General features: G+C 73.1%; 25 protein-coding genes. 8 read left to right on the top strand and 17 right to left on the bottom strand.

Going from position 1 to position 18,682, the window contains the following annotated elements; translation table 11 throughout:
- Positions 1 to 88 precede the first annotated feature (88 nt).
- Entirely contained in the window at positions 89 to 847 is a 759-nt protein-coding gene (locus ACVV2G_RS30405) for an HAD family hydrolase (RefSeq protein ID WP_453846006.1), read from the top strand.
- On the opposite strand, the gene ACVV2G_RS30410 is transcribed toward ACVV2G_RS30405, so the two are convergent.
- A complete protein-coding gene (locus ACVV2G_RS30410; RefSeq protein WP_453846007.1) occupies positions 799 to 1,602 on the bottom strand; it encodes an HAD family hydrolase in 804 nt (267 codons plus the stop codon). The genes ACVV2G_RS30405 and ACVV2G_RS30410 overlap by 49 nt on opposite strands.
- Before the next feature lie 19 nt (positions 1,603 to 1,621).
- On the bottom strand, positions 1,622 to 2,473 hold the full coding sequence (locus tag ACVV2G_RS30415; protein WP_453846059.1) for a winged helix-turn-helix domain-containing protein: 852 nt from the start codon (positions 2,471 to 2,473) through the stop codon (positions 1,622 to 1,624).
- Between the two features lie 172 nt (positions 2,474 to 2,645).
- Between ACVV2G_RS30415 and ACVV2G_RS30420 the strand changes: the two genes are divergently transcribed.
- Complete coding sequence (locus ACVV2G_RS30420) at positions 2,646 to 2,834, top strand: hypothetical protein (RefSeq protein ID WP_453846009.1); 189 nt, start codon at positions 2,646 to 2,648, stop codon at positions 2,832 to 2,834.
- Positions 2,835 to 3,014: 180 nt separating this feature from the next.
- The gene (locus ACVV2G_RS30425; protein ID WP_453846010.1) at positions 3,015 to 3,200 is read left to right on the top strand and encodes a hypothetical protein; all 186 of its coding nucleotides are present in this window, start codon (positions 3,015 to 3,017) and stop codon (positions 3,198 to 3,200) included.
- 144 nt (positions 3,201 to 3,344) lie between these two features.
- On the opposite strand, the gene ACVV2G_RS30430 is transcribed toward ACVV2G_RS30425, so the two are convergent.
- The 3 genes from ACVV2G_RS30430 to ACVV2G_RS30440 form a co-directional block, all read right to left on the bottom strand.
- Complete coding sequence (locus ACVV2G_RS30430) at positions 3,345 to 4,598, bottom strand: GNAT family N-acetyltransferase (RefSeq protein WP_453846011.1); 1,254 nt, start codon at positions 4,596 to 4,598, stop codon at positions 3,345 to 3,347.
- Positions 4,599 to 4,660: 62 nt separating this feature from the next.
- Positions 4,661 to 5,653 carry an asparaginase gene (locus tag ACVV2G_RS30435; RefSeq protein ID WP_453846012.1) on the bottom strand — a complete coding sequence of 331 codons (993 nt, stop codon included), beginning with the start codon at positions 5,651 to 5,653 and terminating at the stop codon, positions 4,661 to 4,663.
- A 90-nt stretch (positions 5,654 to 5,743) separates the two neighbouring features.
- On the bottom strand, positions 5,744 to 6,364 hold the full coding sequence (locus ACVV2G_RS30440) for an RsiG family protein (RefSeq protein ID WP_453846013.1): 621 nt from the start codon (positions 6,362 to 6,364) through the stop codon (positions 5,744 to 5,746).
- Positions 6,365 to 6,537: 173 nt separating this feature from the next.
- On the opposite strand from ACVV2G_RS30440, the gene dtd reads away from it, so the two are divergent.
- On the top strand, positions 6,538 to 6,963 hold the full coding sequence (gene dtd, locus ACVV2G_RS30445; protein ID WP_453846014.1) for a D-aminoacyl-tRNA deacylase: 426 nt from the start codon (positions 6,538 to 6,540) through the stop codon (positions 6,961 to 6,963).
- A gap of 72 nt (positions 6,964 to 7,035) precedes the next feature.
- Here dtd and ygfZ read toward each other — a convergent pair whose 3' ends face one another.
- The 5 genes from ygfZ to ACVV2G_RS30470 form a co-directional block, all read right to left on the bottom strand.
- Positions 7,036 to 8,001: a CAF17-like 4Fe-4S cluster assembly/insertion protein YgfZ gene (gene ygfZ, locus ACVV2G_RS30450; RefSeq protein ID WP_453846015.1), complete on the bottom strand. Its 966-nt coding sequence runs from the start codon at positions 7,999 to 8,001 to the stop codon at positions 7,036 to 7,038.
- Positions 8,002 to 8,010: 9 nt separating this feature from the next.
- The gene (locus tag ACVV2G_RS30455) at positions 8,011 to 8,448 is read right to left on the bottom strand and encodes a Fur family transcriptional regulator (RefSeq protein WP_453846016.1); all 438 of its coding nucleotides are present in this window, start codon (positions 8,446 to 8,448) and stop codon (positions 8,011 to 8,013) included.
- Between the two features lie 32 nt (positions 8,449 to 8,480).
- A complete protein-coding gene (locus ACVV2G_RS30460) occupies positions 8,481 to 9,056 on the bottom strand; it encodes a heme-binding beta-barrel domain-containing protein (RefSeq protein WP_453846017.1) in 576 nt (191 codons plus the stop codon).
- Between the two features lie 169 nt (positions 9,057 to 9,225).
- Positions 9,226 to 9,519: a DUF397 domain-containing protein gene (locus tag ACVV2G_RS30465; RefSeq protein ID WP_453846018.1), complete on the bottom strand. Its 294-nt coding sequence runs from the start codon at positions 9,517 to 9,519 to the stop codon at positions 9,226 to 9,228.
- Positions 9,501 to 10,343, bottom strand: a complete 843-nt coding sequence (locus ACVV2G_RS30470) for a helix-turn-helix domain-containing protein (RefSeq protein ID WP_453846019.1) — start codon at positions 10,341 to 10,343, stop codon at positions 9,501 to 9,503. Before ACVV2G_RS30470 ends, ACVV2G_RS30465 begins: the two co-directional genes overlap by 19 nt.
- Before the next feature lie 170 nt (positions 10,344 to 10,513).
- On the opposite strand from ACVV2G_RS30470, the gene ACVV2G_RS30475 reads away from it, so the two are divergent.
- The 3 genes from ACVV2G_RS30475 to ACVV2G_RS30485 are packed head-to-tail and all read left to right on the top strand — an operon-like array spanning position 10,514 to position 11,689.
- Positions 10,514 to 10,906 (top strand): hypothetical protein, encoded by a 393-nt coding sequence (locus ACVV2G_RS30475; RefSeq protein WP_453846020.1) that lies wholly within the window; start codon positions 10,514 to 10,516, stop codon positions 10,904 to 10,906.
- On the top strand, positions 10,903 to 11,298 hold the full coding sequence (locus tag ACVV2G_RS30480) for a hypothetical protein (protein WP_453846021.1): 396 nt from the start codon (positions 10,903 to 10,905) through the stop codon (positions 11,296 to 11,298). The genes ACVV2G_RS30475 and ACVV2G_RS30480 overlap by 4 nt, the downstream gene beginning before the upstream one ends.
- Before the next feature lie 28 nt (positions 11,299 to 11,326).
- Entirely contained in the window at positions 11,327 to 11,689 is a 363-nt protein-coding gene (locus ACVV2G_RS30485) for a DsrE family protein (RefSeq protein ID WP_003974797.1), read from the top strand.
- Between the two features lie 186 nt (positions 11,690 to 11,875).
- Here ACVV2G_RS30485 and ACVV2G_RS30490 read toward each other — a convergent pair whose 3' ends face one another.
- The 7 genes from ACVV2G_RS30490 to ACVV2G_RS30520 form a co-directional block, all read right to left on the bottom strand.
- Positions 11,876 to 12,139: a DUF3099 domain-containing protein gene (locus ACVV2G_RS30490; RefSeq protein ID WP_453846022.1), complete on the bottom strand. Its 264-nt coding sequence runs from the start codon at positions 12,137 to 12,139 to the stop codon at positions 11,876 to 11,878.
- Positions 12,140 to 12,259: 120 nt separating this feature from the next.
- Positions 12,260 to 12,547 carry a DUF1416 domain-containing protein gene (locus ACVV2G_RS30495; protein ID WP_053133316.1) on the bottom strand — a complete coding sequence of 96 codons (288 nt, stop codon included), beginning with the start codon at positions 12,545 to 12,547 and terminating at the stop codon, positions 12,260 to 12,262.
- A 31-nt stretch (positions 12,548 to 12,578) separates the two neighbouring features.
- Entirely contained in the window at positions 12,579 to 13,424 is an 846-nt protein-coding gene (locus ACVV2G_RS30500; protein WP_453846023.1) for a sulfurtransferase, read from the bottom strand.
- Between the two features lie 423 nt (positions 13,425 to 13,847).
- On the bottom strand, positions 13,848 to 14,585 hold the full coding sequence (locus ACVV2G_RS30505; protein WP_453846024.1) for an LmeA family phospholipid-binding protein: 738 nt from the start codon (positions 14,583 to 14,585) through the stop codon (positions 13,848 to 13,850).
- 551 nt (positions 14,586 to 15,136) lie between these two features.
- The gene (locus ACVV2G_RS30510; protein ID WP_453846025.1) at positions 15,137 to 16,423 is read right to left on the bottom strand and encodes a hypothetical protein; all 1,287 of its coding nucleotides are present in this window, start codon (positions 16,421 to 16,423) and stop codon (positions 15,137 to 15,139) included.
- A gap of 3 nt (positions 16,424 to 16,426) precedes the next feature.
- Positions 16,427 to 16,681 (bottom strand): MoaD/ThiS family protein, encoded by a 255-nt coding sequence (locus tag ACVV2G_RS30515; RefSeq protein WP_453846026.1) that lies wholly within the window; start codon positions 16,679 to 16,681, stop codon positions 16,427 to 16,429.
- A gap of 62 nt (positions 16,682 to 16,743) precedes the next feature.
- The gene (locus ACVV2G_RS30520; protein WP_453846027.1) at positions 16,744 to 17,592 is read right to left on the bottom strand and encodes an alpha/beta hydrolase; all 849 of its coding nucleotides are present in this window, start codon (positions 17,590 to 17,592) and stop codon (positions 16,744 to 16,746) included.
- 258 nt (positions 17,593 to 17,850) lie between these two features.
- Here ACVV2G_RS30520 and ACVV2G_RS30525 point away from each other — a divergent pair, with 258 nt between their 5' ends.
- Positions 17,851 to 18,672 (top strand): winged helix-turn-helix transcriptional regulator, encoded by an 822-nt coding sequence (locus ACVV2G_RS30525; protein ID WP_453846028.1) that lies wholly within the window; start codon positions 17,851 to 17,853, stop codon positions 18,670 to 18,672.
- Positions 18,673 to 18,682 lie beyond the last annotated feature (10 nt).

Consider the following 18,682-nt stretch of genomic DNA (forward strand, 5'->3'; position numbering starts at 1 on the left):
GCCGGCGGGACGAGGGGGTTGGCGGCACGTCGCCGCGCCGGGCCGTGTCCCGGCCGCCCGTCCGCGCTCCGTGCGGGACACTGCCGCGATGACCCACACGGGCTCCGGCCGGAACACGATCGACGACGACGAGTCCGCCCTGCTGCGCGCGTTCGGGTCCGCCCGCGCGGTGCTGTTCGACTTCGACGGTCCCGTCTGCGACCTGTTCGGCGCCTCCACCACGACGGACGTGGCGGAGCAGGTCAAGCGGACGGCCCGGCGGTACTGGGGACCGCTCGACCCCGCGGTGGAGGAGTGCGACGACTCCCACGGAATCCTCCGCCCCCTCAGGGAGATGTACGAGGGATCCGCACCCGGAGCGAGCACCCGCCCGCTGGAGCTGGCCGAGGCCGCCGTCACCTCCCGGGAGCGGCAGGCCGTGCGCACCGCGGCTCCCACGCCCCACCTGCACACGCTCGTGGACCTGCTGCGCGGGCTCGGCACGCGCCTGGCCGTCGTCAGCAACAACGCGCCGGGCCCGATCCGGCACTGTCTCGGCCGTCTCGGGCTGGACCGGGCGTTCGACGGGGTCTTCGGCCGCTCCCCGCACGACGCGCGGCTCATGAAGCCGCATCCGGACTGCGTGCACCGGGCCCTGCGCCACCTGGGCCTGCCCGCCGCCGGCTGCCTGCTCGTCGGCGACCAGCTCACCGACCTGGGGGCCGCCCGGTCGGCCGGGACCGGCTTCCTCGGGCTCACACCGTGCCCGGTCCGCGCGCGGGCCATGGCGGAGGGCGGCGCGGACGCGGTGGTCTCCTCCTACCTCCCGGTCGTACGGGCCGTCGCCGGGCTGCCGGCCCGCGGGTGACGGTCCGGTCGCTCCGCGGGCGGGCCTTGGCCGGCCGCACCGGGGGCCCGTTCCCGCAGTACCCGCAGGAGCGGTTCGAGGGAGCCGACGAGCACCGGTGCCCCCGCGTCCCGCAGTTGCCGCTCCTTGCGGTCGTTCCTCGCGTACCCGAGGAAGGCGACGCCGGCGCTCCGCGCCGCGGCCAGGTCGGCGGGTGAGTCGCCGAGCATCAGGGCGGCGGAGGCGGCGCAGCCCGTGTGGCGCAGGGCGCGGCGCAGGGAGTCCGGGTCGGGCTTCAGGAGGTGCGGGTCCCGGGTGCGGCCGTAGACGTGCGGGGCGAAGCAGGACAGCAGGCCGCGGCCGGCCAGGTAGGCGTGCGCCGCGCGCGGGGAGTTGTTCGTGACGACGGCCAGCCGGCTGCCCCGCGCCGACCAGGTGCGGATCAGCGGATCGGCGTAGGCGGTGGGCGTCGCGGAGGGCACGGCGCGCAGCTCCGCCGACGTGAGGAACTCCTCCAGTTCGGCCACCAGGGCGCTGCCGGGGCAGCGGCGGTTCGCGGCCCGCAGGACCTCCTGCGGGTCGTCGGCCCCGCGGCCGTCGGGCGGGAACAGGTCCGGCACGCCGCGGTCCGCCAGCCACGCCGTCATCTCGCCGGCGATCCGGCTCGCCCGGTAGCGGGCGAACAGGCGGCAGATCGGGCCGTCGAAGTCCCACAGCACGAGCCGGGCGTTCCGGACCGTGGAGCGCAGCCGCTCGTCGTCCGCCTCCGCGGTCATCGGTCGCGTCCGCTCCGTGTCAGGAGAAGGTCATGTCGGTGGCGATGGTGTTCCACAGGGCCTCGAACCACCGCTCCGACTCCTCCACGAACGCCGCGTCCCGGTGGCCCGACCGCTTCAGGAAGGAAAACAGCAGGGACTGGGAACCGAGGGCGTCGTACATCTCCAGTGTCCGGTTCTCGTACTCCTCCTCGCGCCGGGTCAGCATGTAGTGGCCCATGAGCGCCTCCTCGCCGTTGAGCAGGTACAGCTTCGTCGGCGGGGTGAACGGCAGCGTGCGGAAGGTCACCCGCACGTCGACGTGGCGGGTGGTGCGCACGGCGCGCAGATTGTGCCGGAGCACCCTGGCCTGGGCGTTGCGCATCTCCAGCCAGCGCCGGTGGACCGGGTCGTCCTCCTCCTGCTCGACCAGGACGGGGAAGGCCAGCGCGATGTCCCGCGCCGGCAGCAGGACGCGGAAGTCGATCGACTCCGGGCGGACGTGGCCCTCGTGGATCAGGCGGAGCGGCTCGCTGAGGGCGAGCACCAGCGTCTCCGAGGTGTGGCACACGACGTCCACCCGCACCCGTGGGGCGGAGAACGCCGCCGTCAGGCGGTGCCCCAGCGCCCGCATGGTCGGCTGCGGCTGGTCGCCCCCGGCCGGGGCGGGCTCGGCGATGCGCGGCGGGCTGCCCTTGCTGACGTTGGCGAGCAGCCCGTCCTCGTGGAGCGCCCGCAGGGCCTGGCGGACGGCGCCGCGCTCCACGCCGAACTCGTCGGCCAGCTCGGCCTGGGTGGGCAGGCGGTCGCCCGCCTTCAGCTCTCCGCCGCGGATCCGTTCCCGCAGGATGTCGGCGATCTCCTGGGACGAGAGCCTTCTGCTGCCGTTCACGGACACGTTCTCCTGGGTCACGACCGAACGTTACAACTTCGACCTGCCTGCCGGGAGTTGCTTGAAACCCGTTTACCGGCAGCTGCCAAGTGGGGACAACACGACTAAAGTTGGTTGCCAACTTACCCTAGTTGGCGGGAGTTTTCCTTCCAGGCTTCCGAAAGGGACGACCATGCCCGTCCTCGCTCTCGTGTCCGCGGTCTGCGTTCTCGCCTTCGAGCAGATCGCCCAGTGGAGGTACGGCACCACCGGCATCATCGGCCTGCTCCTGCTCGCCCTGGGCGTCAAGGCCAGGAGCCCGTCGCTCAGCTCCGCCGGGGCGGTGGTGCTGGCCCTCCTGGTCGCACGGCCCGCCCTGTGAGCCGACGACGGCCGAGGACTGCCGAGGACGCAACAACTTCCCGCCACCTTGGGCGAGTTCACAGAAAGGCGGTTCCAGAGTATTCCGTCCGAGCATAACCAACGCTAAGTTGGCAGCCAACTTGAGCAACGTGGTCGAACCCTCCAGGGGTTGGCCACCACGGTGAACAGGGGGTCCACCATGCCGCTCATCGCCATCCTCGTCGCCGCTCTGGCCGTGGGGTTCGAGCAGCTCGTGCAGTGGAAGTACGGCCCGATGGGCATCATCGCGTTCGTCGCGCTGTCCATCGGCATCAAGGCGAAGAACACCATGATCGGCGGTGTGGGCGCGGTGATCCTCGTGATGCTGCTCGCCCAGTCCGGCTGAACCGGCGTACTGCCGTCCGGGCCCCCTTCCGGAGGGGAGCCGGGAGCCCGGACGGCAGTCGGCACCACCGCACGGCCACCGCAACCGAAGAGCACGCGCTACGGATGCGCACACCCGCCCGTCACCGGCAGAAGGGAGCCGTTCTCAGAACATGTCCGGGCACCAAGGCCGCCTGGACGTACGCAGCAGGGCGTCGGCCACACGGGCGGCGCCCGCTCGTTCTTCCCCGGCCCGGCCGAGCGCGGCCAGCCGTACGGCCGACTCGTCACCGAGCCACAGCGCCGCCAGCTCGGCCGCGCCGAGCACGAGGTGGGCGCTCTCGGTGGTCGGCGTGCAGGCGGCGCCGTCCGGCCCCGCCTCCAGCCGCCACCGTCCGCCGGCCGGCCCGCCCCGGTCCTCGACCTCCAGCACCAGCGTGCCCCGCCCCTCGTACGTGCGCGCCTCCAGCGCCCGTACGACGTCCAGGACGCGCACCCACAGCCAGTCGGCCTGCGTGGTGATCCTGGCCGCGCGCGGGTCCGGCAGGAGCTGCGGGAGCAGGTCGTCGGGGGAGCGCCAGCCGCTCTTGACGGTCTGGACCCAGTCGATCGAGCACAGGTAGCGCCACAGGGCGCGCTCGGCGGCCGGCGTCACCGCCAGCAGCCAGTCGACGGTCGCCGTGTTCAGCGGCTGCTTGGCGCTCCAGTGGTCGTCGGACCGGTACGACACCATGCCCTCGACCTCGCCCTCCGCCGAGCGGTACACGGCGTAGAAGGGCTCGGTCCACGGGGTGCCGTTCCAGTTGACGACGCCGGTCCGTACCCGCCACCACAGGTCGGTCCGGCTGACCGCGCCCGGCTGGGCCCGGCGCAGCCGCTCGTGCAGCCCGGGGCCGAGCCTGCGGACGTCCTCCCCGTCCACGAGGTCGATCCGGCCGCCGTCCCCGGGGGCCGCCCAGCGCGGGTCGAGACGGGCCCGGGGCACGTCGACGGTCCACTCGGTCATCGTGGTCGCGGGCCCGAAGCCGTAGCGGCCGTAGATCGGGTACTCGGCCGCGATCAGGGTCGCGACGACGTCCCCGCGGTCCTTCGCCGCGGCCAGGTCCCGCGCCATCATGCGGGTCAGCAGGCCGCGGCGCCGGTGGGTGGCGGTGACGGTGACGTTGGAGATCGCGTCGGCCCGGACCGGGGCGCCTCCGACGGCGGTGACCTCCTGGTCGAAGGACCGGAAGGTCGCCACGCACCGGTCGCCGTCGAAGGCACCGAGGAACCGGCCGGGCGCGAACTCGTTGCGGCGGGTCTCCAACTGCTCCGCCCCCACGGCGGGCGGCAGGAGGAATCCGGTGTTCAGGGCACGGTTCCAGTCGGGGAACTCGGCCTCGGTGACGGGGCGTATGCCGATGTCGGTGCGGCTGGTCATGGCCTCACGGTAGGCCGCCGCCCCCGCCCCCGTCGCGCGGGTATTCGGGGCCGCCGGGACGGTCAGAAGGCCGCCCGGACCTCCCCCACCTCACGCCCGCCGCCCAGCAGGGGCGCGCGGCCGATGCGGTCGACCACGGGCTCCTTCACGCCCAGCAGGGTCAGCGCGCGGGCCAGGACCGGTCCCAGGGCCCGGGTCGAGCCGTCCTCCACCTTGAAGGCCAGGGCGCGGCCGTCCGGCAGGGCCACCGCCTGGACGGCCTCCGCGCCCATCTTGGAGAGGGCGCCCGGCACCTCGCGCATCAGCCAGGTGTCGGCGCGGCGGGTACCGGCGACGTACTCGGGATGGGCGCGCATCGCGTCGGCGACCCGGCGCTCCGCCGTGCCGGGCTCGGCGCCGACGAAGGAGCGGAAGGCGCGGGCCAGCCCGGTCAGACCGACCGCCATCAGCGGCGCGCCGCACCCGTCCGTGCCGACGGCGGCGACCGGCTCGCCCGCCGCCTCCTCCACGACCTCGTGGATGATCCGCTGCAACGGGTGCTCCGGGTCGAGATACGACTCCAGGGGCCAGCCCCGCTGCGCGCAGACGGCCAGCATCACGGTGTGCTTGCCGGAGCAGTTCATGGTGATCCGGTCGGGCACCGCGCCCGACGCCAGCCGGGCGTCCCGCTCCTCCGGGTCCAGGGGCAGGTCGGGCGGGCACTGGAGCAGGGCCGGCTCCAGGCCGTACTCGTCCAGCATCCTGCGGACCAGGTCGCGGTGGAAGGGCTCCCCGGCGTGGCTCGCGGCGGCCAGCGCCAGCCGCTCCCCGGACAGGCCGAGACCGGCGCGCAGGACGCCGGCCGCCTGCATCGGCTTGTTGGAGGAGCGCGGGAAGACCGGCGCCGTCACGTCCCCCAGCGCCAGCTCCACGGCCCCGTCGGCGTCCAGCAGGACCAGACTGCCCCGGTGCCGCCCCTCGACGAAGCCGGACCGGACGACCTCGGCGAGGACGGGCGGCACGGCGGACGAGGGGGCGGGCGGGGGCGTGGGCTGGGGCGACTGGGGCGCGGGCATCGGCGGTGGCCTTCCGGACGGGTGACCCGCCGCGGCGACGGCCCGGGGTCACCGGGCCGTGGGAGGGCGGCCCGGGAGCCGCCGCTCGTGTCACACCAGCAGGTCGTCGACTTGTGCTTCCCCTTCACGGTACCTGCGGGCGATCTCTGCGCTGCAGCCGTCCGCCGTGCGCTGGAGCCGCTGCCTGCGCCGGGAGACCTGCTGCTCGTAGCGCACGAGCCGGCCCATGCCGGCGGTCAGCTCGACATCGGTGCGGGCCGTCAGGTCCGACAGCTCCACCTCGCCGAGCATCTCCGCGGCCAACCTCCGGCACTCCTCGCTCCGCGGCGTGCCCAGCGTCACGTGGCGGGCGGAGGACCGCTGCCGGGCCGGGCCGTCGGCCAGGATCTCCGACAGCCGCTCGACGACGGGCCCCCTCGTGGCGGTGGTCACCACCGACGCCGGACCGCGCCGCGCCAGCTCCGCCCGCAGGATGTCGATCCGCCCCTGCAACAGCCGCCGTACGTAGCTGAGGTCCGCCTCCTCGCGCTGGGCGTCCCGGCGCAGGGTGCGCAGTTCGGGCAGGCTCAGCGCGGTCAGGTCGCGCCCCGGAGGGCCCGCGGGCAGCTCCGGGCTGTCCGTGCGCTGCACGGGTGGCCGGGGCGCCTCCAGGCCACCCGGGCAGGTCAGTGCGACAGTCCCAAGCGGCTGCCCCGTACTCGGTGTGCTCATGTGCCTCTACCGTCCGTCCCCTCGACCGGCCTCAGGAGAGCATCGTGCCACCCCAAGTGGCCGCTATGTGACCGAGTGCCCACGATCGGCCCCAGATGGGGGGTTAGGCAACAAAAAGAAACCCCGTACGGGCCCGTGTGCGGCGGACCGGAGGCGCACGGCATCATGACGGGATGCGTGCGGTGGTGCAGAGGGTGGACGGCGCGAGCGTCGTCGTGGACGGCGAGACGGTGGGGTCGATCGACGGCGAGGGCCTGTGCGTTCTGGTCGGCGTCACCCACGAGGACACCGAGGAGGAGGCGGCGCGGCTGGCCCGCAAGCTCTGGTCGGTGCGCCTGCTGCACGACGAGAAGTCGTGCAGCGACGTCGGCGCCCCGCTCCTGGTGATCAGCCAGTTCACCCTTTACGGCGACGCCCGCAAGGGCCGCCGTCCCACCTGGAACGCCGCCGCGCCCGGTGACGTGGCCGAGCCGCTGGTCGACGAGGTCGTCGCGCGGCTGCGCGCGCTGGGCGCGACCGTGGCGACGGGCCGCTTCGGCGCGCGGATGCGGGTGTCGCTGACGAACGACGGCCCGTTCACGGTCCTGATCGAGGTGTAGGGCCCGTCGTCCGGCGCGCGTCCCGGCCGTACGGCCCCGGGAGGGGCGCCGGCCGGGCTCGCGCGGGCCCGCCTACGGCTCGACGACCGTCTCCTGGGCGGCCGCCGTGTCCTCCGCCATCAGCCGGGCGTCCGCCGGCACGTTCCGCTTCACCAGGGCGAGGGCGACCGGGCCCAGCTCGTGGTGGCGTACGGACGTGGTGACGAAACCGATCTTCCGGCCGTCGGGGCCGTCGTCGGCGAGGCGCACCTCGGCGCCGGCGGGCGGCAGGTGGACCTCGCTGCCGTCCAAGTGCAGGAAGACCAGGCGGCGCGGCGGCCTGCCGAGGTTGTGCACCCGGGCGACGGTCTCCTGCCCGCGGTAGCAGCCCTTCTGGAGATGGACCGCCGTGCCGATCCAGCCCAGCTCGTGCGGGATGGTCCGGTGGTCGGTCTCGAAACCGAGGCGGGGGCGGTGCTGCTCGACCCGCAGCGCCTCGTGCGCGAGGATTCCGGCCGGCGGTCCGGACCGGTCGGCGAACGCCTCCAGTTCCTCGCGCGGCAGGAAGAGATCACGGCCGTACGGCGTCTGCCGGACGGCGACGCCCTCCGGGACCTCGGTGATCGAGCCGGCCGGCAGGTGCACGACCGCGGTGTCGGCGGTGCGGTCGGCGACCTCGACCCGGTAGAAGAACTTCATCGACTCCAGGTAGGCGATCAGCGCCTCCTGGCTGCCGGGCTCCACGTGGGCCCAGACGGTCGCGCCGTCGTCCACGAGGTACAGGGCGTGCTCGATGTGGCCGTTGGCGGAGAGGATCAGCGCCTCGGTGGCCTCGCCGGCCGGCAGGTCACTGACGTGCTGGGTGAGCAGCAGGTGCAGCCAGCTCAGCCGGTCGTCGCCGGTGACGGTGACGACGCCGCGGTGGGAGAGGTCGACGAAGCCGGCGCCGTCGGCGAGGGCACGCTGCTCGCGGAACAGGTCCCCGTAGTGGGCGGCGACGCCTTCGTCCACGCCCTCGGCGGGGACGGCGCCGGGCAGGGACAGCAGGGGGCTCTTCATACGCCTAGCCTACGACTCGGTGCCCGAGGCCTTCCCGGAGCAGTCCCGGCACCGGCCGAAGATCGCGAAGTGCTTCAGGTCGGTGTCGAACCCGAACTGCTCCCGCAGCTTGGCGGTGAACTCGGCGGCCACCGACAGATCGGCCTCGATCACGTTGGTGCAGTCCCGGCAGACCAGGTGGATGTGGTGGTGCCGGTCGGCGAGGTGGTAGGTGGGCGCGCCGTGCCCGAGGTGGGCATGGCTGACCAGCCCCAGCTCCTCCAGGAGCTCCAGCGTGCGGTAGACGGTGGAGATGTTGACCCCCGACGCCGTCTTCCTCACTTCGCCGAGGATGTCGTCGGGGGTCGCGTGTTCCAGCGTGTCGACGGCTTCGAGCACCAGCTGCCGCTGCGGGGTCAGCCGGTAGCCGCGCTGCCTGAGGTCGCTCTTCCAGTCGGTGCTCACCACACCCACGAGTCTAGGACCTCCCGGGCGGGGGCCTACTTGAAGAAGGCGATCCCGTCGTCGGGCATGTCATCGGGCAGCGCCTTGGCCCAGCGCTCGACGTCCTGCGGGGTGACGACCTTCTTCAGGTGCGCCGACATGTAGGGGCGCAGCTCGACCTCGGGGGTCTGCTTCTCGCCGACCCACATCAGGTCGCTCTTGACGTAGCCGTAGAGCCGCTTGCCGCCGGTGTAGGGCTGAGAAGCCGCCGTGCGGGCCACCGCGTCCGTCACCAGGTCGATCTGCGGCTTCTGGTCGGCCAGCTCGCCGTACCAGATCTCGATGACGCCGTCGTCGCGGGTCATCGTCACCTCGACCTTGCGGTGCGCGTCGATGCGCCAGAAGCCGTGCTCGGACTCCAGCGGACGGAGCTTGTTTCCGTCGTTGTCCAGCACCCAGGTGTGCGACCGGTACTCCAGGAAGTCCCGGCCGTCGTGGGTGAAGGAGACCTCCTGCCCGAAGTTGCACTTCTCGGCGCCCGGGAAGTCGTGCACGCCCGCGCCCGCCCAGTCGCCCAGCAGGAAGGCGAGGGGGACGAGGTCCTTGTGGAGGTCGGACGGGATCTCGATCATGAGCGGTACTTCCTGGCGTCGGTGATCAGCGCTGGCCCTGGTACAGCTTCTTCACGGTCAGACCGGCGAAGGCGAGGACGCCGACGCAGACCAGGACCAGCAGGGCTTCGAAGAAGATCTCCACGGGGTGCTCCTTGAGCGGGGGGCATACGACAGGGCCGCCCCCAGCTTACGCGGCCCCTCCCGCAGCTTCCCCTCGGACTCCGTCCACGAAGGCGGCCCACGCGGGGGCGGCGAACAGGAGCGCGCCGCGAGCGGGGTCCTTGCTGTCCCGGACGGGGACGAGGGAGGGGAGGTGGGGGGCGACCTCGACGCACTCGCCGCCGTCCTGGTTGCTGTAGCTGCTCTTGCGCCAGTCAGCGGTGCGGAGGAGGTCGTCGGAGACCTCGACGCAGTTGCCGCCGTCCGGATTGCTGTAGCTGCTCTTGCGCCAGGTGATCGCGCTCAGGTCGATGGCTCGCATGGCGCTTCCTCCAGCATCCGCTCGATGAACTCCCGCGACGCCCCAGGAGACAGGGCCGTATCTCGCACTCGATCGTAGCGGAGCTGAAGCAGATCAACGGCCTGGGTTTCTTGCACCAGTTCGCCCGAGTAGCCCGTCTCCACCCAAGCCACGGTCCGGCCGCTGGTACCGCGCAGGAACATGGCGTCGGTATTGGGCAGGCCGTGCAGCCCAGCCGACAGCAGTTGCACCTGGACGATGACGTTGGCACGGCCCCCCATCAGCAGGAGATGACGCAGCTGCGCCCGCCACTTGGCGGGTGCACTCATTGGGCTGCGCAGTGCTGCCTCGGAGAGGAGGGCCCTGAACTGTGGTCCGCCCTCGGCCAGCAGCGGTTCACGGCGGCCCATGCGCGCCGCCACCTGCTTGTCCAGGTCAACGCCCGTCAGACCACCCTGGCCGAGCAGCTCAGCCGCGTACTCCGGCGTCTGGAGCAGGCCCGGCACGATGCTAGGCGAGTACTGCCACATACTCACCGCCTCGGCCTCAAGGACCATGTACCGGCGGTACCGCTCCTTGAACTGCGTGGGATCGGCCACCGCCAGCTCCCACAGTGTGAGGAGCATGCCGCCCGTGCCGTAGTACTGGTCGAGCGCCTCGACGATCTCCGGGCCGCCCAGGGTGTGGCCGTTCTCCATCTTTCCGAACTGGGACGCGTCCCACCCCACCGCCTCCGCCATGCCCCGCAGGGACACGCCCCGCGCGTGGCGGAGCAGCCGCAGCTCCTCCGCGAACCGCGCCCTCGGTTCCTGACGGCGACCCGTGATCGCCCTCCGCTGCGGCACCGCACCCCTCCCGGCTGTGGAATTTGTGGAATTCGGAGCGCCCGTTGTGGCACTAGCGGCCGTTCCAGGCTTGGCGACCCCCGGAGTGGGTCATGCTCGTACTGCCCAGACTACGCAGAGTAGGGCAACTGTCGCATTCCGTACAGACATTGACGTAAGGGAGCGGACCCGTGAGAACAGAACCGGCCACCTTCGAGCCCGGCACCGTGCTCTACGACACCGCCGCAGCCAAGGTCGGTGAGTACCGGGGCCGCAGCGGGCCGCGTGCGATGCTCCGCCCGCTCGGCGGCGGGCGGGAGTGGGAGGCGGAGCCGGCCGCGCTGCGCCCGGCGACCGACCGCGAGCGCCTCGGGGCGAATCTCCGCGCCGCGAACGAGCGCACCTTCGCCACGCCCCCGGCCCCCGGTGACCCGGGCGGGCCGCCCGTGCCGGCCCCCGGCTGCGAGGCCTGCGCCCGGCTGGCCGCCCGGCGGGAGGCCGCTCGGGCGGCGTTCGACCACAGCGCGGTGACGGACGCGAACGTCCTGCTGCGCCGGCACCGGCGCAAGGAGCACGAGGCATGACCCACGACGGCGGACTGCCCTACGAGGAGTGCGCGCGGGCGCAGCGGCTCGCGCCGCGACGGGACCGGACGTCCCTCTCCCCCGGTTACGCGATGCCCCCGTTCCACCCGGCCCACCCGCCTCGGCCCGCACCGACACCCGCCCCGAAGCCTGCCCCGACACCCGCACCGGGGGGCGCCCCCAAGCCCGCACCGAAGCCCGCACCGAAGCCCGCACCGAAGCCCGCACCGGGGCGTGCACCGGGGCCCGCACCGACACCCGCCCCGGGGCGCGAGTCCGGGGCCCGGTGCCGGGCCCGGCCGTACGTCGGGCTGGACGGCGCCACGGTCAGCGGCCTGCTCACCGTCCTGTGCGTCGCGTCGCTGCTGGTGACGATCACCGTCGCCCTCTGACGCCGCCCGCGCGGGCTACGCTTTTGGCATGGCGAAGAAGCTCGTGATCAAGGTGACAGCGGGGGCCGATGCTCCCGAGCGGTGTTCGCAGGCGTTCACCGTGGCGGCGGTGGCCGTGGCCAGTGGGGTCGACGTGTCACTGTGGCTGACCGGGGAGTCCGCCTGGTTCGCGGTGCCCGGACGCGCCGCCGAGTTCGAGCTGCCGCACGCCGCGCCGCTGCCCGACCTGCTCGACTCGCTCCTGGCGGGCGGCCGGGTGACGCTGTGCACGCAGTGCGCGGCCCGCCGCGACCTCACCGAGAAGGACGTCATCGAGGGCGTACGGATCGCGGGCGCCCAGGTCTTCGTGCAGGAGGCACTGGCCGACGACACCCAGGCGCTCGTCTACTGACCCCCCTAAAAAGCGTGAGCACCCAAGATAAAAGTGTCCTCGGAACGCTCAATCGAGCGCCCCGAGGACAGCAGGGGACGAAATGCTCACGTTTCTGCCGGAGAAGCAGTCGGGTCTGCGGGGCCACGGTCTGCCGGACGGTTCACCTCCACCGCCCGGGGACGCTGGGCGCGGCGCCCGGGGACGCTAGGGGCGGCGTCCCTTCCTGCCGTCCAACTCGTCCCACCACTCGTCGGACTCCGGGTCGCCGGAGGGGTCGTCCCACCAGCGGTCGTCGGGGCCGCGGCGGTTGGCGACCATCGCGGCGAGCGGGGGGATGACCATGGCGACCACGCACATGCCGACGGCCGCGGGGACCGACCAGAGCCGGACGACGCCCCAGGCCAGGACGAACAGCGCGATGCAGATGCCCATCATCACGAAGTAGCGATGCCGCCGCCGCGCGTACATACGTCCAGGGTAGGACCGGACGGGCCCTCCGGACAGGCCGAAGGGCCGCACCCCGGGCGTCCAACCCGTGGGGTGCGGCCCTTCCGACCGTCGCTTGCCGCTCGCCGTTCACGCTCGCCGTCAGACGGCGATGGCGACCTCCGCCAGCCCGCCCTGCTGGGCGACGACCGTGCGGTCGGCGCTGGCGCCCGGGACGAGCGCCCGGAGGGTCCAGGTGCCCTCGGCCGCGTAGAAGCGGAACTGGCCCGTCGCGGAGGTCGGGACCTCCGCCGTGAACTCGCCGGTGGAGTCCAGCAGGCGGACGTAGCCCGTCACCGGCTCGCCGTCGCGGGTCACCTGGCCCTGGATCGTGGTCTCACCGGGCTTGATCGTCGAGGCGTCGGGGCCACCGGCCTTCGCACCGCACATGTCGTACTCCCGAGGGGTTGAGGGGGCGGACTTACTTGTTGGCGCCGAGCTCGATCGGCACGCCGACGAGGGAGCCGTACTCGGTCCAGGAACCGTCGTAGTTCTTGACGTTCTCCACGCCCAGCAGCTCGTGCAGGACGAACCAGGTCAGGGCCGAGCGCTCACCGATGCGGCAGTAGGCGATGGTGTCCTTCGCCAGGTCGACCTGCTCGTCGGTGTAGAGCTGCTTCAGCTCGTCGTCCGACTTGAAGGTGCCGTCGTCGTTGGCGTTCTTCGACCACGGGATGTTGCGGGCGGACGGGACGTGGCCCGGGCGCTGCGACTGCTCCTGGGGGAGGTGGGCCGGGGCGAGCAGCTTGCCGGAGAACTCGTCGGGCGAGCGGACGTCGACCAGGTTCTGGGCGCCGATCGCCTGGACCACGTCGTCGCGGAAGGCGCGGATCGCGGTGTTCTGCGGCTTGGCCTTGTAGTCGGTGGCCGGGCGCTCGGGCACCTCGGTGCCGTCGACCAGCTCGCGGGCGTCCAGCTCCCACTTCTTGCGGCCGCCGTCGAGGAGCTTGACGTTCTCGTGGCCGTACAGCTTGAAGTACCAGTAGGCGTAGGACGCGAACCAGTTGTTGTTGCCGCCGTAGAGGATCACCAGGGTGTCGTTGGCGATGCCCTTCGCGGAGAGGAGCTTCTCGAAGCCCTCCTGGTCGACGAAGTCGCGTCGGACCGGGTCCTGGAGGTCCTGGGTCCAGTCGATCCGGATCGCGTTCTTGATGTGGTTCTTCTCGTAGGCGGACGTGTCCTCGTCCACCTCGACGATCGCGATGTTCGGGTCGTCCAGGTGGTCCTGCAGCCAGTCGGCATCGACCAGGACGTCGCTGCGGCTCATGATTTCTCCTCCGGGGCAGTTGGCGGCGGGGCGTGCGGGTGAGAGGGCGGGCGCGCTCATGCCGGGGCGGCGCGCGGGTGCCCTGGGCAGCAGGGCGGGTGAGGGGGACGCGGACGGCGGCGGCGCCGTCCGCTCAGAAGGTGCGACAGAGCATGGCGGCAACGCGGCACAGGTCCACTGCCCGCCGCTTCGTGAGGTCCGCCTGTCGCTCCATGAGTCCCGATCGTAGGGAGGGACGGCGGGCCGTGTCACCGCCGTGTCGCCATATGAGACGGGATCGTCCGCGATACGGGATACCAGGGCCCCGCGGGGTACCGCCGGAGGGCGTCCGGGCGGGGCCTCCGTCACGTCATCTGCGGTACGGACGCCGTTGTCTCGCCTGTCGGACGCAGGTCGCCCTCCCGGAGAGGGCCGGTCGTCGTCCTACCCGGCCAGCCTGACGTTCGAACCCTGCACCGTGATGTCGACGCCGTCCTTCGCGGCCTCGACCTTGTCCAGCTCGATCCCGCCGGGCAGTTCGTCGATGGTCTGCTGGAAGTCGGTGATGGCCCGGATCCGGGATTCGGCGAGCTGCTTGCCGCCGATCTCCGGCAGCCCGTCGGCGACGACCTCGACGTGGTCGTCCTTGACCGTGACCGAGCTGAGGACGTCGACCGGCTCGGGCAGTTCGACGCCGAGCACCGTGGCCTGGAGGGACACCTTGATCTTGCCGTTGCCGCCGTCGGAGAGGCCGACGACCTTGGCGGTGACCCCGGGGGCGATGTCCGTGGGCTCGGACTTGGCGGCCTTCATCAGCTCGTCGTAGCCGACGGTCGCGGTGCCGGTGGCGGTGGCCGCCGTGGCGGAGCCGAAGTCGCTGGAGAACTCGACGCCCCGCAGGTGCGCACGCAGCTCGTCGACACGGATGCTCTCGGCGCCCTCTCCGGTGGAGGCCGGGTAGTCGTCGATGCCGACCTCGACGTCGTCCAGCTCACCGGCGACGGCCTGAGTGAGGAAGGGGAAGCCGTTGATCGAGACGTCCGGCGTCGAGGGCAGGTTCTCGGTGCTCCGCAGCCTCTCCGCCGCCTCGCCCTCGGCGAAGTTGACCGCCACGCGGTCCGCGATCACGAAGAGCCCACCGAGGACCACGACGACGATCAACAGTATTCGCAGTGCGCGCATGCGGTGTTCCCCAACCCGGGCGGTCGACGACGGCGGTCCCCCGACGGCCGGCGGCCGTCCGACGCGAGGGTAACGCGAACGGAACGGGCCACCGGGATTTTGTCGATCACCTGTGACAGGGGCCGCGGGGCGGGGCCGGGCCGGGACGCCGTCCGGGGCGGGCTGGGGACACCGTCCGGGGGCGGGCCCGGGACGCCGTTCGGGACGGGCCGGGGACGCCATCCGGGGCGGGCCCGGGACGCCGTTCGGGACGGGCCGGGGACGCCATCCGGGGCGGGACAGGGGCGCGCCATCCGGGACGGGCAAGAGGCGCACTGTCCGGGACGGACAAGAGGCGCCGTCCGGGACGGGCAAGGGCCGCCGCCATCCGGGACGGGCCGGGGACGCGACCCCGGGCGGGCAAGAGGCGCGCCATCCGGGACGGCATGGGGACGCCATCCAAAGCGGGACAGGGGCGCGCCGTCCGGGACGGCCCGGGGAGCCGTCCGGGGGCCTGGGGCGCCGTCCGGGGCCCGGCACCGGGCCCGGGAGACGCCCGGGCCCGGTACGGATCAGCCGAGCGCCCTGCCGAGCACGTACACGGCCGGGGCCGCGGCGGCGAGCGGCAGGGCCACGCCCGCCGTGAAGTGGACGAACCGGGAGGGGTAGTCGTAGGCCGCCACCCGGTGTCCGATCAGCGCGCACACCGCCGAGCCCGCGCCGAGCAGCGCCCCCGACGCACCGAAGCCCGTCATCGAGCCGACCGCGATGCCCACCCCGGCCGCCGCGAGCAGCGCAACGGCCGAGGAGGCCGGCGTCGGCAGCGGCAGGGCACGGGCGACGACGGCGACGGCCACCGCGATCGCGCCGACGGTCACCGCGTCCGCGTCGGCGGCGAGGTAGCCGCCCGCGACGACGGCCAGGGCCGCCGCGGCGACGGTCGCCATCAGGCCGTACATCCGCTCGTCGGGGTCGGCGTGCGAGCGCAGTTGCAGGACGAGGGAGAGCAGCACCCACACCCCGAGCGTGCCGAGGATCGCCGCCGGGGAACGGTCCGACACCAGCATCGCCGCATCGGCCGCGAGCGCACCCGCGAAGCCCAGCGCGATGCCCTGCCGGGCGGGCCACATGCCGTTCAGGCGGAACCAGCCCGCCGCGGTGACCGCCTGCAGGGCGACGAGCGGGACGAGCAGCGCGTACGTGCCCAGCGCCGCCGCACCGGCCAGCAGCAGCCCGAGCAGCGCGGTGAGCCCGGCGGGCTGCATCCCCGGGTCGATGATCGGTGACCGCCCCTCGGCCCGGGCGCGCTGCGCGTCGGTGACCCGCGTGTTCCCGGCGAGGGTCGCGGGACCGTATCCGGGCGCGTCGCCGGAGGCGGAGACGGAGGCGGAGGCGGGGGCCTCGGGAGCGGGAGGGGGAGCGGGGGCCGGCGCGGCCGGCTCGTACGGCTGGGGGCCGGGCTGCGGAGCGTAGGCGTGCGGCTGCGACAGATACGGCTGCTGCTGGGACTGATACGGCTGTGGCGACTGCGGTTGCGGCGTGTAGCCCCCGGCAGTCGCGCCGTACGCGCCGTACGCGCCGTACGGCGTGCCCGTCGGCTCCTGGTAGGTCTGCGGCGGCAGGTACGCCGTCTCCTCCGCCGGGACCGGCGGCTGCACCTGGGTCTCCCAGGTCTGCCCCTGCCACTGCTGCGTGTACTGGGCGGCGTCCGGGTCCTCGTAGCCCTGGTACGCCTGCTGCCCCTGGGGCTGCTGGTGTCCGGGCCAGGCCGGGGCGGCGTACCCCGCCTGCGCCTCGTACCCCTCATACCCCTCGTACGGCTGGTTCGGTCCGTACGGCTGATGCGGCTGGTCGGTCATCGCTCACCCTCCTGCGAACGGCGGGAGCACCTCGACCGTGCCGCCGTCGGCCAGCCGTACCGTCTCATGCCCGCGGGTGCCCACGGGGTCGCCGTCGACGAGGAACGAACAGCGCAGCAGCACGCGCGTGAGTTCGCCGGGGTGCCGCTCGCACACCGCGCCGAGCGCGTCGGCGAGCGTGACCGCCTCGTACGGCTCCTCGGCCACCCCCGCCGCGGCCTTCGCGGCGGCCCAGTAGCGCACCGTGACCTTTGCCATCTGGTTCCTTCGTCGCCGGTGCCGATCGGCGTCCGTGCCGATCGGCGGTGAACACCGTCAGGCTAGCCCGCCCGGGCCACTGCCCAGTCGCCGATCCGGTGCAGCAGCCCCTCGCCGGACGCGTGCTCGGCGTGGCCCATGCCCGGCTCCAGCCAGAGTTCCCCGTGGTCACCGGCCGCCTCGGCCAGCATCCGGGGGTGGTCGACGGGAAAGTAACCGTCCCGGTCGCCGTGCACGACCAGGAGCGGCGCCGGCGCGATCCGCCCCGCCGCCTCCACCGGCGACAGCGGCACCGGGTCCCAGTCCCGGTGATGGATACGGGTGCGCAGGCCGTAGCGGCCCACCAGGCGTCCCGTCGGCCGCATCACCAGCCAGTGCAGCCGGCGCATCGGGGCCGTCCCCCGGTAGTACCAGCGGGCCGGCGCGCTCACCGACACGACGGCGTCCGCGCGGGCCCCGTCGTCGTCGCCGTACAGCGCGGCGTGCCGCAGCACCACCGAGCCGCCCATCGAGAAACCGACGGTCACCACCCGCGCGTGCCCGAAGCCGCGCGCCCAGGCGACCACCGCCGCCAGGTCGAGCACCTCGCGGTCGCCGACGGTCGAGCGTCCGCCGGAGGCGCCGTGCCCCCGGAACGAGAACGTGACCACGGCGCCGTGCCGGGCGAAGGCCTGCGCGATCCGCCGCACATGCGGTCGATCCGCGTCGCCCGTGAAGCCGTGCGCCACGACGAACACCAGGTCAGAGGTGGCGCGACCGGACGCGCCGGGCTCGTACACGGCGTCGATCCGCACCCCGTCGGACGCGCGGAGAAAGGTGCGTGAGGGCGTACGGCGCGGCCCCTCCCGGGGTGTCTCGGAATGCGGACGGACGGTGGAACGCGCCACATGACCTGACGGACGACTGCTCATGTCGGCTATTCTGCTGGGCAGAGGACTCGGGCAACGTAGCCCCCGGGTCCTTTTGTGCTTTCGGGAGCGTTCCCGGGCGGTCGTCGAGCGATCGCCGGGCGTTCACCTCCCGGCCGCGCGGCGGGCCCCACCAGCACGGGGATCCGCACCCGTACGAAGCAGTGCCGTAAACGTCCTCGCAGGGACCGAGGAGGAACCAGACGTTATGGGCGAGCGAACCGTGCACGACCGCAGGACGACCCGGGCAGGTGGGGCACGATGAGTTCTCTGCTGCTCCTGACCAATGCCCTCCAGCCGTCGACGGAGGTGCTCCCCGCCCTCGGCCTGCTGCTGCACAACGTCCGCGTCGCGCCCGCGGAGGGCCCCGCCCTCGTCGACACCCCCGGCGCCGACGTCATCCTCGTCGACGGACGCCGTGATCTCCCGCAGGTCCGCAGCCTGTGCCAGCTGCTGCGCTCCACCGGGCTCGGCTGCCCACTCGTCCTCGTCGTCACCGAGGGCGGCCTCGCCGCCGTCACCGCCGACTGGGGCATGGACGACGTGCTGCTCGACACCGCGGGGCCGGCCGAGGTCGAGGCCCGGCTGCGCCTCGCGACGGGCCGCCAGCAGATCGCCGGCGACGACTCCCCGATGGAGATCCGCAACGGCGACCTGTCGGTGGACGAGGCGACCTACTCCGCCAAACTCAAGGGCCGGGTCCTGGACCTGACCTTCAAGGAGTTCGAGCTGCTGAAGTACCTCGCCCAGCACCCGGGCCGGGTCTTCACCCGCGCCCAGCTCCTGCAGGAGGTGTGGGGGTACGACTACTTCGGCGGCACCCGCACGGTCGACGTGCACGTACGGCGGCTTCGCGCCAAGCTGGGCCCCGAGCACGAGTCGCTGATCGGCACCGTCCGCAACGTCGGCTACCGCTTCGTCACACCGGAGAAGCCGGAGAAGACCGAGAGGACCGATAAGACCGAGAAGCCGGAGCAGCCGGAGCAGACGGAGCAGACGGAGCAGACGGAGCACGCGGCCGAGGACGCCGCGGCGGAGGCCGGGGCCCGGCCGGCGGCGCGGGCGGACACCGCGGCGCGGTGACGGACACCGC

This window comes from Streptomyces sp. JK94, assembly GCF_053613315.1.